General features: G+C 74.0%; 10 protein-coding genes. 4 read left to right on the top strand and 6 right to left on the bottom strand.

Going from position 1 to position 11,850, the window contains the following annotated elements; all coding sequences use genetic code 11:
- Both ABZ312_RS06605 and ABZ312_RS06600 read left to right on the top strand, forming a co-directional pair.
- Positions 1-1,878 carry a complex I subunit 5 family protein gene (locus ABZ312_RS06605; RefSeq protein ID WP_500436649.1) on the top strand — a complete coding sequence of 626 codons (1,878 nt, stop codon included), beginning with the start codon at positions 1-3 and terminating at the stop codon, positions 1,876-1,878.
- A gap of 49 nt (positions 1,879-1,927) precedes the next feature.
- Entirely contained in the window at positions 1,928-2,800 is an 873-nt protein-coding gene (locus ABZ312_RS06600) for a DMT family protein (protein WP_500325085.1), read from the top strand.
- Positions 2,801-2,833: 33 nt separating this feature from the next.
- Here ABZ312_RS06600 and ABZ312_RS06595 read toward each other — a convergent pair whose 3' ends face one another.
- Positions 2,834-5,248 carry a phosphoketolase family protein gene (locus ABZ312_RS06595; RefSeq protein ID WP_500436703.1) on the bottom strand — a complete coding sequence of 805 codons (2,415 nt, stop codon included), beginning with the start codon at positions 5,246-5,248 and terminating at the stop codon, positions 2,834-2,836.
- A gap of 236 nt (positions 5,249-5,484) precedes the next feature.
- Between ABZ312_RS06595 and ABZ312_RS06590 the strand changes: the two genes are divergently transcribed.
- Entirely contained in the window at positions 5,485-7,398 is a 1,914-nt protein-coding gene (locus ABZ312_RS06590) for a PAS domain S-box protein (RefSeq protein ID WP_500436645.1), read from the top strand.
- Here the strand turns inward: ABZ312_RS06590 and ABZ312_RS06585 are convergent.
- Entirely contained in the window at positions 7,373-7,795 is a 423-nt protein-coding gene (locus ABZ312_RS06585; protein WP_500325088.1) for a VOC family protein, read from the bottom strand. The genes ABZ312_RS06590 and ABZ312_RS06585 overlap by 26 nt on opposite strands.
- 133 nt (positions 7,796-7,928) lie before the next feature.
- On the opposite strand from ABZ312_RS06585, the gene ABZ312_RS06580 reads away from it, so the two are divergent.
- Positions 7,929-8,648 carry a class I SAM-dependent methyltransferase gene (locus ABZ312_RS06580; RefSeq protein WP_499510480.1) on the top strand — a complete coding sequence of 240 codons (720 nt, stop codon included), beginning with the start codon at positions 7,929-7,931 and terminating at the stop codon, positions 8,646-8,648.
- A 7-nt stretch (positions 8,649-8,655) separates the two neighbouring features.
- On the opposite strand, the gene ABZ312_RS06575 is transcribed toward ABZ312_RS06580, so the two are convergent.
- The 4 genes from ABZ312_RS06575 to ABZ312_RS06560 all read right to left on the bottom strand — a co-directional run bounded on the left by ABZ312_RS06575 (position 8,656) and on the right by ABZ312_RS06560 (position 11,847).
- The gene (locus tag ABZ312_RS06575) at positions 8,656-9,819 is read right to left on the bottom strand and encodes a lactate 2-monooxygenase (RefSeq protein ID WP_500325090.1); all 1,164 of its coding nucleotides are present in this window, start codon (positions 9,817-9,819) and stop codon (positions 8,656-8,658) included.
- A 68-nt stretch (positions 9,820-9,887) separates the two neighbouring features.
- Positions 9,888-10,424 carry a DoxX family protein gene (locus ABZ312_RS06570; RefSeq protein WP_500325092.1) on the bottom strand — a complete coding sequence of 179 codons (537 nt, stop codon included), beginning with the start codon at positions 10,422-10,424 and terminating at the stop codon, positions 9,888-9,890.
- A 90-nt stretch (positions 10,425-10,514) separates the two neighbouring features.
- A complete protein-coding gene (locus ABZ312_RS06565) occupies positions 10,515-11,126 on the bottom strand; it encodes an NAD(P)-dependent oxidoreductase (RefSeq protein ID WP_500325094.1) in 612 nt (203 codons plus the stop codon).
- A 1-nt stretch (position 11,127) separates the two neighbouring features.
- Entirely contained in the window at positions 11,128-11,847 is a 720-nt protein-coding gene (locus ABZ312_RS06560) for a flavodoxin family protein (RefSeq protein ID WP_500325096.1), read from the bottom strand.
- Between the last annotated feature and the right edge of the window lie 3 nt (positions 11,848-11,850).

Raw genomic sequence — 11,850 nt, 5'->3', positions numbered from 1 at the left:
GTGGGGCCGGACGCCCTGCTGCCGCTGGCCGTCGCCGTTCCGCTGCTCGGCGCGGTGCTGCTGGCCGTGTGCGGCAGATGGCTGCCGAGGCTGGGCTGCGACGTGCTGGCCACGGTCTGCGCGGCGGCGGAGGTCGTGGTCGTGGCGGCGCTGTGGGCGGGCACGGGCGACGGGCTGTCCGTGGCGTGGCTCGGCGGCTGGCGGCCGCAGGCCCCGAGCGGCCACGGCGTCGGCGTCGTCCTGGCCGCGGACCGGGTCGGCGGCGGGATGGCGCTGCTCGCCGCGGTGCTGGTGCTGGCGGTGGTGGTCTACTCGTGGCGCTACTACGCCGAGCCGGGCGGCGACCACGCGGGGAACTTCCCCGCCCTTCTGCTGCTCTTCGAGGCGGGCATGTGCGGCTTCGCCCTGACCGGCGACCTCTTCGACGCCTTCGTCTTCTTCGAGCTGATGGGCGTGGTCGCGTACGCCCTCACCGGGTACCGCATCGAGGATCCCCGCCCGCTGCAGGGCGCGCTGACCTTCGGCCTGGTCAACTCGCTGGGCGCGTACGCCTCCCTGATGGGCATCGGCCTGCTGTACGCGCGCACCGGCGAGCTGGGCTTCGCCGCGATCGGACGTGAACTGGCGCGGCACGGCGGGCCGGACGCCGTCGTGGTGTGCGGCTTCGTGCTGGTCGTGACGGGGCTGCTGGTGAAGGCCGCGACGGTCCCCTTCCACCTGTGGTTGCCCGACGCGCACGCCGTCGCCCCGACGCCGGTGTGCATGCTGCTGTCGGGGGTGATGGTCGAGCTGGGCGTCTACGGGGTCACGCGCGTCTACTGGGCGGTCTTCTCCGGTCCCGGCGGCATCCCCCCGCAGGCGCTGCGGGACACCCTGACGGCGTTCGGGGTGCTGACCGCTCTGGTGGGGGCGGTGATGTGCTGGCAACAGCGGCACCTGAAACGTCTGCTGGCCTTCTCCACCATCTCGCACGTGGGGCTGTTCCTGGTGGGCGTGGCCACGCTCACGCCGCTGGGCACCGCGGGCACCGCCGTGTACGTCGCGGGGCACGCCGGGGCCAAGGCCGCCCTGTTCGGCCTGACCGGGGTGCTACTGGACCGGTACGGCTCGGTCGACGAGCACGGGCTGCACGGCAGGGCCCGGGAACTGGTGCTGCCCGGCGCGCTGTTCCTGCTGGCCGGACTGGTGCTCGCGGGGCTGCCGCCCTTCGGCACCGGGCTGGGCAAGGCGCTGGCGGAGGACGCCGCTGCGCACTGGCTGGGGTGGCTGCCCGCCGCGTACCTCGTGGCCTCCGCGGTGACCGGCGGCGCCGTACTGCGCGCCGCGCTGCGGGTCTTCCACGGCGCAGGTCCCCGTCCTGCGTCCCACCCCTGGGAGCCGGAGACCAGTGGGGAGGGCGAGGAGCCCGAGATCCGCGGGCCGCGCCGTGTGCTGCCGGTGATGATGGTCACCGTCCCGGCGCTGCTGCTGCTCGGCTGCCTGGCGGTCGGCACGGTCCCCGCCGTGGGCGCCTCCCTCGCCCGTTCCGCCACGGTGTTCACCGACCACGCGGGGTACGCCGCCGCGACGCTCGGCCCGTCGCGGGCGGCCGGTCCTGCGCACGTGCCGCCCGCGGCCGGGTGGACGCCGGAGGGCGTGCTGCTGGGCCTGCTCTCCTCGGCCGCCGCCGCGGCCCTGGCCGCGGCCGCCGTGTGGGGCCCCGGTGCCTCCGGCGCCCTCGCGCGGCGTACCCGTACCGCCGCCGGCGCGGTGACCCGGACGGCCGTGGTGCCGCTGCGCCGGCTGCACTCGGGGCTGCCCGGGGACTCCGTCGCCTGGCTGACGGTCGGCGTCGCCGTGCTGCTCGTCGCCTTCGGCGCGCAGGCAGGCGGGGGATGACGCGTGGCGGTCGCACCGGCCGCCCGCCTCCGGCCGTTACGGTCCGTGCATGGGACCGGGTATCGCCTTCGCTCTGTGTGCCGCCGTCCTGATGGGGACGGCGACGGTGATACAGGCCATGGGCGCGCGCCGGGCCGCCGCGGGCTCGCCCGGGGCGCCGTGCTCGGGCGCGCGGACGCTGCTGGCGGCACTGCGGTGCTGGCCGTTCGTCGCGGGTGTCGGGATGGACGCACTGGGCTTCGCGGCGGAGCTGGTCGCGCTGCGGTCCCTGGCGCTGTTCGTGGTCGAGGCGGCGCTGGCGTCCTCCCTCGCGGTCACCGCGGTCGTGGCGGCGGTGCTGCTGAAGGTGCGGTTGCGTGCGGCGGAGTGGACAGCGGTCGGCGCGGTGTGCGTCGGGCTCGCGGTGCTGGCGGTCTCCGCGGGCCGGGACGGCGGGGGCGAGGGGGACCTGCGGCTGCGGCTGGCGATCCTCGTCACGGCGGTCGTGCTGGCGGTCGCCGGCCGGATCGTGGACCGCCGTGCGACGCGGAGCAGGGCGGCGGTGCTCGGCGCCGTGGCGGGGCTCGGCTTCGGCGTCGTGGCGGTCGCGGTGCGGATGCTGGTCGGGTTCGAAGTGGGCGAACTGCTCGCGGACCCGGCGACGTACGCCGTCGTCATCTCGGGGATCACCGGCTTCGTCTTCCTCGTGGACGCCCTCCAGGCGGGCTCGGTGACCGCCGCGACGGCGGCGATGGTCATCACCGAGTCCCTGTGGCCCGCGCTGTTCGGGGTGGTGTGGCTGGGGGACTCCACGCGGCACGACCGGGCCCCGCTCGCCGTGCTCGGCTTCGTGCTCTCGATCGCGGGGGCACTGGCCCTGGCACGGTTCGGGGAGGCGGAGCAGGAGGCGCCGCCCGCGTCGGCCGCGGGCGGCGCGCCGTGAAGGACGGCTGACGGTCGCCTGCCGGTCAGCCGCTCACCGCCCCGGCCAGGTCCAGTCGGTGACCTCGGGCAGGTCCACGCCGTGCTCGCGGATCCACGCGTGGTGCCGCAGCCGGGCGTCCTCCATCAGCTGGCGTACCGGCGCGGCCCGCACCGCGAGCCCCGGCACGCGGTCGATGACGTCCATGACCAGCCGGAAGCGGTCGAGGTCGTTGCGGACGACCATGTCGAAGGGCGTGGTCGTGGTGCCGATCTCCTTGTAGCCGCGCACGTGCAGGTGGGCGTGGCCGGTGCGGCGGTAGGCGAGCCGGTGGATGAGCCACGGGTAGCCGTGGTAGGCGAAGATCACCGGCTTGTCGCGGGTGAAGAGCGCGTCGTACTCCGGGTCCGCCATGCCGTGCGGATGCTCGTCCTTGGGCACCAGCCGCGCGAGGTCGACCACGTTGACCACCCGTACGGCCAGCTCGGGCAGATGACGGCGGATCAGCGAGGCGGCGGCCAGCACCTCCTGGGTGGGGACATCCCCCGCGCAGGCGAGGACGACGTCCGGTTCACGGGTGCCGTCCTCGGTGCCCGCCCACTGCCAGACCCCGGCGCCGCGGGCGCAGTGGGCGCGGGCGGCGTCGAGGTCGAGCCAGTCGAAGCAGGGCTGCTTGCCGGCGACGACCACGTTGACGTAGTCGCGGCTGTGCAGCACGTGCTCGGCGGTCGACAGCAGGGTGTTGGCGTCCGGCGGCAGGTAGACCCGCACGACCTCGGGCGCCTTGTTGAGGATGTGGTCGATGAAGCCGGGGTCCTGGTGTGAGAAGCCGTTGTGGTCCTGCCGCCACACGTGCGAGGTCAGCAGGTAGTTCAGGGAGGCGATGGGGCGGCGCCAGGGCAGCGCCCGCGTGGTGCGCAGCCACTTGACGTGCTGGTTCACCATCGAGTCGACGATGTGGACGAAGGCCTCGTAGCAGGAGAACAGCCCGTGCCTGCCGGTGAGGAGGTAGCCCTCCAGCCAGCCCTGGCAGGTGTGCTCGGACAGGATCTCCATGACGCGGCCGTGCCGGTCCAGGTGTTCGTCGACGGGGAGGACCTCGGCCTGCCAGGCCTTGCCGCTGGCCTCGTAGACCGCCTGGAGCCGGTTGGAGGCGGTCTCGTCGGGGCCGACGAGCCGGAAGTCGCGGCGCTCGGTGGTGTCGGCCATGACGCGTTCCAGCAGGTCGCCGAGGACCCGCGTGGGCTCGTGCAGGGTCACGCCCGGCTTGTCGACCTCGACAGCGAACCGCTCCAGGGGCGGCACGGGCAGGTCGCGCAGCAGCAGCCCGCCGTTGGCGTACGGGGTGGCGCCGAGCCGCAGGTCGCCCTCGGGGACGCAGGCCAGCACCTGGGAGGTGGGCGCGCCGTGCTCGTCGAACAGCTCCTGCGGGCGGTACGAGCGCATCCACTGCTCGAGCTGGCGCAGGTGCTGGGGGTTGTCGCGGACCGCGGCCATCGGCACCTGGTGGGCGCGCCACGTGCCCTCCACGGGCAGGCCGTCGACCTCGGCCGGGCCGGTCCACCCCTTGGGCGTGCGCAGCACGATCACGGGCCAGCGCGGGCGCCCGCTCTCCCCGCCCTCGCGGGCGGCGGCCTGGATCTGCGCGATGCGGTCCAGGGCGGTGTCCATCGCCTCGGCCATCGCGGCGTGGACGGCCATCGGGTCGTCCCCGGTGACGTGCAGCGGCTCGTGTCCGTAGCCGCGCAGCAGTTCGTCGAGCTCGCCCTCCGGGATGCGGGCCAGCACGGTCGGGTTGGCGATCTTGTAACCGTTCAGGTGCAGCACGGGCAGGACGGCGCCGTCGTGGACGGGGTCGAGGAACTTGTTGGAGTGCCAGGACGCGGCGAGCGGCCCCGTCTCGGCCTCGCCGTCGCCGATGACGCAGGTGACGACGAGTTCGGGGTGGTCGAAGGCGGCACCGTAGGCGTGCGAGAGCGAGTAGCCCAGCTCACCGCCCTCGTGGATCGAGCCGGGGGTCTCCGGCGCGACGTGGCTCGGCACGCCCCCGGGGAAGGAGAACTGCCGGAACAGCCGGTCCATGCCCGCGGCGTCACGGGGGACGTCCGGGTAGGTCTGCGAGTAGGTACCCTCCAGCCACGCGTTCGCCAGGACGGCCGGGCCGCCGTGCCCCGGGCCCCAGACGGCGAGCTCCCGCTGCCCGCGGGCCTTGATCACCCGGTTGAGGTGGGTGTACACGAGGTTCAGGCCGGGCGAGGTGCCCCAGTGGCCGAGCAGCCGTGGTTTCACGTGTTCGGGGCGGAGCGGTTCGGCCAGGAACGGATTGCCCATCAGGTAGATCTGGCCGACGGCCAGGTAGTTCGCGGCGCGCCAATGGGCGTCGAGGGCACGGAGCTCCTCGTCGTGCATGGCTTCCTCCGAAACGTCGGGTACGGGAGACCTCTCCTTCCCAGACTCGGCACTCCCGATGACGGTCCGCTAGGGCCGGATGGGGCCTCTTGCGGTGGTCCGGACGCCGACGGGATGTCCGACACGGGCCGTGATCTGGAGTGCGCGTGCCGCAGGAGGGGGCAGGGAAGATCGCGGATTGAGCGGATTCGGGCGAACCGGACCGGTTTCGGCGCATCCCCGGCACGGCCCGCCGCCAGGCCCTACGGTCCCGGAATCGGCCCCGAACGGACGCCCGGATGGACAGGGGGACCACGATGCACGAGACCAGGACCGACATGCCGGCCCCGGCGGTCGGCGACCCGGCCGCCGAGGAGATGTTCCGCGCGCTGCTGGAGGCGGCCCCGGACGCGATGGTCATCGTGGACGGCACCGGTGTCATCAGACTGGTCAACGCCCAGACCGAGTCCCTGTTCGGCCACACCCGGCAGGAACTGCTGGGCCGTCCCGTCGAGGTGCTGGTCCCCGATCGCTTCCGCGGCCACCACCCCGCCTACCGGCACGGCTACGCGGACAACCAGCAGGTACGGCCGATGGGCGCCGGGCTGGAGCTGTACGGGCTGCGCAAGGATGGCCGGGAGTTCCCCGTCGAGATCAGCCTGAGTCCGCTGCAGACCGCCGACGGCCTGCTGATCTCCGCGGCGGTGCGCGACGTCAGCGAGCGCAAGGCCGCCGAGGAGCGCATCAACGAGCTGGCGGTGCTCGTCGAGTCGTCCCAGGACGCGATCCTCGCCAAGACCCTCGACGGCCGCATCACCTACTGGAACGCCGCGGCACAGCGGCTGTACGGCTACGCGGCGGAGGAGGCCATCGGCCGGCACGTGTCCATGCTGGCCCCGGCGCACCTGAAGGAGGAGATCGCGACCCTGCTGCAGCGGCTCGGCCGGGGCGAGCGGGTGGAGCACTTCGAGACGCTGCGGGTGACGAGCACCGGGCGGCTGCTGGACGTGGACGTGACCCTCTGGCCGATCCGCGACCGCGACGGGGCCATCGTGGGCGCCTGCTCCATCGTGCGCGACATCGCCGACCTCAAGCGTGCCGAGGAGGAGCTGACGGAGCTGTACCGGCAGCAGCGGCACATCGCGCTGACCCTGCAGCGCAGCCTCATGGGGTCACCGGCCGAGCCGCCCGGCATGCGCACCGCCAGCCGCTACTTCCCGGCCACCCAGGGCGCGGGCGTCGGCGGTGACTGGTTCGACCTCATCCCGCTGGGCGGCGGTCAGGTGGGCGTGCTCATCGGCGATGTGATGGGGCGTGGCCTGGAGGCCGCCGCGGTGATGGGGCAGTTGCGTTCGGCGGCCCGCGCGCTGGCCAAGACCGGGATACCCCCGCGGCAGTTGATGCAGGCGCTCGACGCCTTCGTCACCGACCTGCCCGACCAGCTCGTCACCTGCTGCTACCTGGTGGTGGACCCGGACGCGGGCGAGGTGACGGTCTGCTCGGCGGGCCATCTGCCGGTGCTGCTGGTGGATCCCGGCCCCGGGGCCGCCGTGCGCGAGCTGCCCGCGCCGATCAGCGTGCCGCTCGGCGTCGGCGACGTGCCGCACCAGCAGGTGTGCCTGCCCGTCCCCGCCGGGTCGACGCTCGTGCTGTACACCGACGGGCTGGTCGAGACGCCGCGCTCCGACATCGACGCACAGCTGCGCCGGCTCGGCACGGAACTGCGCACCGCCTTCGCCCGCTCCCCCGGGCTGGAGGAGGCCGCCGACATGGTGCTCGCCTCGCTCCGCCCCGACGCCGACGGCCACGCCGACGACGTCACCCTGCTGCTCGCCCGGCTGCCCGAGGCTCCGCTCGCCGCGACCACCATGGAGGTGACGGCCGTCCCCTCGGCGGTCGCCGAGGGGCGCGGCTTCGTCCGCGAGACCCTGGCGCAGTGGGGCTGCGAGGAGATCGCGGACGCCGCCTGCCTGCTGGCCTCGGAAGTCCTCACCAACGCCGTGCGGCACGCCCAGGGGCCGTTGCGGCTGCGGCTGCACCGTACCGACCGGGAGATCACCGTCGAGGTCACCGACCACAGCACGCACATCCCGCAGCGCCGTCCGGCCGAACTCCGCGACGAGTCGGGGCGCGGTCTGCTGCTGGTGGAGGCCCTGGCCACGGGCTGGGGCACCCGGCCGTCCAGCGACGGCAAGACGGTCTGGTTCACCCTCCTGCTGGTGCACCGGTGACGCTGCGGCCGGCGCCTCCGGTCGGCCCGGCCGTCTCCACGAAGTGGGGGTTGTACATCACGCCGAGCAGGTTGCCGAAGGGATCGAGGGCCGCGCCGGCGACGAAGCCGTGGCCGTGGTCGCGCGGTGCCTCGTGCGGGCGGGCGCCCAGGGCGATCAGGCGCTCCCAGACCGTCTCGAGGTCGTCGACGTGCCAGTAGGCGACGACGCCGGCGGGCGCGGAGGGCGTGCGGGAGACGCCCAGCTCCTGGCTGTGGTCGCCGAGGCGGAACTCGATGTAGTCCGGGGTGTCGAAGTAGGGCTCGATGCCCAGCAGTTCGGTGTACCACGCCTTGGCGGCCGCGAGGTCCTGTGCGTGGTAGCGGATGGTGGCCAGGCCACGGAACGTCGTCGTCATACCGTCATGCTCGCCTGCCTTGCGGTCAGTTCCGGTCCGCATGGCGCGGGACGGGGCCCGGACGGCGGTGCGGGCACCGCCCCGGCCGCGCGCCGCTGGTCCCGGCCCGCGGGCCGTCCGTAGCATCGGGTCCATGGCAACCCTGTGGGAGCTCATGCGCGACTGCATCCCCGACGACCACGCCCGCCAGGTCACGTCGCGCTTCTACCTCGACGAGGCCATGACCTCCGCCCAGGCACCGGACCAGGTGGTGGACCTCGGCTGCGGCCGCGGCACCTCGGCCGCGCGCTTCCGCCGGCACAACCCGAAGGTGCGCTGGGTGGGCGTCGACATCGGCGACTCCCCCGAGGCGCGGCAGCGCACCGCCGGCGGGGACCCGGTCGTCCACTACGACGGCGTCCGGCTGCCCTTCCGCACCGGCGCCGTCCCGCTGATCTACTCGCACCAGGTGTTCGAGCACGTCTCCCGTCCGCGGGAGCTGCTGGCCGAGATCGGCCGCGTGCTGCGACCGGGCGCGGTCTTCATCGGCAGCACCTCGCAGTTCGAGCCGTACCACTCCTTCAGCCTCTGGAACTACACGCCCTACGGTTTCCGGGTGCTGGTCGAGGAGGCCGGGCTCGCCCTGGAGGAGATCCGGCCCTCCCTGGACGGGGTCACCCTCATCATGCGCTCGTACCACGGCCGGCCGCCCGAGTACGGCCGGTACTGGGACGAGGCGTCGCCGCTGAACGCCGAGATCGACACCTGGGCGCAGCGGACGAAGCGCGGCGCCGCCCTGGCGAACCTCCGCAAGCTCACCTACTGCGGGCAGTTCGCCTTCCGCGTCCGCAAGCCGGCCGGCGCCCCCGCCTGACGCCCGGTCACGACCCCGGGGAGAGCGCCTGCGGACCCAGGTCCCCCGGACGGGAGTGGCCCGACAGGGCGAGGGTGAGGTCGAACTCGGCGAGCAGGCAGCGGATGACGTGCTCGACGCCCGCCTGGCCGTCGAGGCCGAGGCCGTAGGCGTAGGGGCGGCCGACGAGGACGGCGTCGGCACCGAGGGCGAGCGCCTTGAGGACGTCGTCGCCGGTGCGGATGCCGCTGTCGAAGAGGACGGCGAGGCGGTCGCCGACGGCACGGGCCACGCCCGGCAGGGTCTCGGCGGCGCCGATCGCGCCGCCCACCTGGCGGCCGCCGTGGTTGGAGACGACGACGCCGTCCATGCCGGCGTCGGCGGCCAGACGGGCGTCGTCGGGGTGCTGCACGCCCTTGAGGACGATGGGCCCGTCCCAGTTCTCGCGCAGGAAGGCGAGGTCGGGCCAGGTCTTGCCGGGGTCGGCGAACATGCCGACGAAGTGCAGGACGGCCGCGTTCAGGTCCTCCTCGACGGGCTTGGCGAGGCCCGCGAGGAAGGCCGGGTCGGTGAAGTAGTTGGCGGTGCCGATGCCCTTGAGGAAGGGCAGGTACGCCTGGTCCAGGTCGCGGGGGCGCCAGGCGAGCAACGGGGTATCGAGGGTGACCAGCAGCGCGGTGTAGCCGGCGGCCCTGGCACGGCCCAGGAAGCTCCGCGTGACCTCGCGGTCCTTGGCCCAGTACAGCTGGAACCAGCGTTCCGCGTCGCCCATCGCCTCGGCGACCTCCTCCATGGGCGTACTGGACGCCGAGGAGAGCACGAAGGGCACCCCTTGCACGGCGGCGGCACGGGCGGCCGCGCGCTCGGCGTCGGGGTGCACGATCGACAGCACGCCGACCGGGCCCAGCGCGAGCGGGGCGCTCAGCGTGCGGCCGAGGACCTCCACCGTCAGGTCGCGCGCGGACACGTCGCGCAGCATGCGCGGCACGATCCGCAGCCGGTCCAGGGCCTCCCGGTTGGCACGTTCCGTGCGTCCGCTGCCCGCGCTGCCGGCGACGTAGCCGAAGGGGCCGGGCGCCAGGCGCTCGGCGGCCAGTTCCTCCAGCCGCGTCAGGTCGGTGGGGAGCGCGGGCAGCACGCCCGCGAGCCCGTTGAGGTAGATCTCGTACTGGTGGTCCGCCCGGTCGCCCATCCCTGTCCCGTCTCTCGGTGCCGAGAGCAGGACTGTGTCAGGACCGGACCGCCGCGTCCACCGTCCGGTCAGGGCTGCGGCAGTTCGGCCGCCATGTCGGCGCGTACGGCGGCGTTGCGGCGGGAGATCACCACCGCCGCGGCGACGGCACTGGCCGCGAAGCAGGCCACGACCGTCCAGGGGCAGTCCAGCACGTCGCCGGTCAGATGGTCCAGGGAGTAGCGGCCGGGCCCGGCGATCCCGATCGCGGCGGCCGTGAAGCCGAGGAAGGCCGGGTGCTCGAAGCCGCCCGAGGCGGAGAAGAAACCGGCCGGCAGGTGCACGGAGACGGCTCCGGCCATCCCCCCGGCGGCGGCCGCGCCCGCGGCCGGGGTGGCCAGGCCGAGCGCCAGCAGGGCGCCGCCGCCGGCCTCGGCGAGGCCCGAGGCGAGCGCGCTGCGCCGGCCGGGCCGGAAGCCCATGGACTCCATCGCCTCGCCCGTGCCCTCCAGGCCGTGGCCGCCGAACCAGCCGAAGAGCTTCTGGGCGCCGTGCGCGAAGAGCACCGAGCCGGTCCCGAGGCGCAGCGCGAGCAGTCCGAGGTCCTTGCGGCGGTTGGTGGGCATGGCGGGGTCCTTCCGGGGCGGTGCGGGCGCGTACGGCCAGTCTCGGCGCCCGCCGCGGGGGGCGCCGCCCGCGGTGGGCCGTCCGGGCGGTCAGGAGCTGATGGCCACGGCCCGCCGTACGCAGTCCTCGGAGCCCAGGGCGCGGAGCATGAAGTCGGCGACGTCGGCCCGGCTGACCCGGGAGGCGAGACCGAGCCGCAGGTCGGATCCGGTGCGGTAGACGCCGGAGTAGCGGCCGCCGGTGACGACGGCGGGCCGCACGATCGTCCACAGGTCGCCCTCGGCGCGGATCAGCTCCTCCTGACGGTCCTTGTCCCGCATGATGGCCGGGATGACCAGCGAGGTCGCGGCCCGGTACACACCGCGCCGGCCGGGTCCCGACCCGTACGCGCCGACGGCCACCAGCCGCCGTACGCCGAGCGCCCGCATGGCGGGGAGGATGCGCCGCATCCCGTCGGCGCAGACCGTCTCGCCGCGTGGGGAGCGGGTGCCGAGGGCGCTGAGCACCCCGTCGGCGCCCGCGATCACACGGCCGACGGCCTCGGGGTCCCGGACGTCGCCGGGTACGACCGTCAGCCGTTCGTGCGGAGGGAGCCCGGCGGGGTCGCGGGCCAGGGCGGTCACGTGGTGGCCCGCGTCGAGCGCCTGCGCCACGAGTTCGCGTCCCACGTGGCCGGTGGCTCCGAAGATCGCGATGCGCATGTCAGCGGTGCTCCGGGTTCGCGAAGTCGGGGCGGCAGCCGGCGTCCCAGGCGCTCCGCTGGTTGCCGTGGCCCGGGATGCCGCCGGAGCGCTTGAGCAGGGCGGCCAGGTGCATCAGGTTCCAGGTCATGAAGGCGAGGTTCCGGTTGGTGAAGTCGTTCTCCGGGCCGCCGGAGCCCGGGTCGAGGTAGGAGGGCCCGGGGCCGGCCTCGCCGATCCAGCCGGCGTCGGCCTGCGGCGGGATGGTGTAGCCGAGGTGCTGGAGGCTGTAGAGCAGGTTCATGGCGCAGTGCTTGACGCCGTCCTCGTTGCCCGTGATGAGGCAGCCGCCGACCCGGCCGTAGTAGGCGTACTGGCCGCGGTCGTTGAGCAGGCTGGAGCAGGCGTAAAGCCGTTCGACGACACGCTTGGTGACGGAGGAGTTGTCGCCGAGCCAGATCGGGCCGCACAGGACGAGGATGTCGGCGGCCAGCACCTTCTCGTACAGGGCGGGCCAGGCGTCGGTCCGCCAGCCGTGCTCGGTCATGTCGGGCCAGACGCCGGTGGCGATGTCCTCGTCGACGGCGCGGACGACCTCGGTGCGGACCCCCTGCGCCTCCATCAGGGCGCGGCTTCGGTCGATGAGCCCCCCGGTGTTGCTGACCTCGGGGCAGCGTTTCAGCGTGCAGTTGAGGAACAGCGCACCCAGGTCGTCATAGCGGTACCCGGTGGAATCGGACATGGC

The organism is Streptomyces sp. NPDC006207 (assembly GCF_040613835.1).
Lineage (GTDB): Bacteria > Actinomycetota > Actinomycetes > Streptomycetales > Streptomycetaceae > Actinacidiphila.
Note: the sequence above shows the minus strand (reverse complement) of the source record. Positions and strands in the feature narration are given on the sequence as shown.

What these genes read in the sequence shown, in the direction of transcription:
- ABZ312_RS06600 (WP_500325085.1), top strand. Translation starts at nt 1,928, where the DNA reads ATGGGACCGGGTATCGCCTTCGCTCTGTGTGCCGCCGTCCTGATGGGG.
- ABZ312_RS06590 (WP_500436645.1), top strand. Translation starts at nt 5,485, where the DNA reads ATGCACGAGACCAGGACCGACATGCCGGCCCCGGCGGTCGGCGACCCG.
- ABZ312_RS06585 (WP_500325088.1), bottom strand. Translation starts at nt 7,795, where the DNA reads ATGACGACGACGTTCCGTGGCCTGGCCACCATCCGCTACCACGCACAG.
- ABZ312_RS06580 (WP_499510480.1), top strand. Translation starts at nt 7,929, where the DNA reads ATGGCAACCCTGTGGGAGCTCATGCGCGACTGCATCCCCGACGACCAC.
- ABZ312_RS06575 (WP_500325090.1), bottom strand. Translation starts at nt 9,819, where the DNA reads ATGGGCGACCGGGCGGACCACCAGTACGAGATCTACCTCAACGGGCTC.
- ABZ312_RS06570 (WP_500325092.1), bottom strand. Translation starts at nt 10,424, where the DNA reads ATGCCCACCAACCGCCGCAAGGACCTCGGACTGCTCGCGCTGCGCCTC.
- ABZ312_RS06565 (WP_500325094.1), bottom strand. Translation starts at nt 11,126, where the DNA reads ATGCGCATCGCGATCTTCGGAGCCACCGGCCACGTGGGACGCGAACTC.
- ABZ312_RS06560 (WP_500325096.1), bottom strand. Translation starts at nt 11,847, where the DNA reads ATGTCCGATTCCACCGGGTACCGCTATGACGACCTGGGTGCGCTGTTC.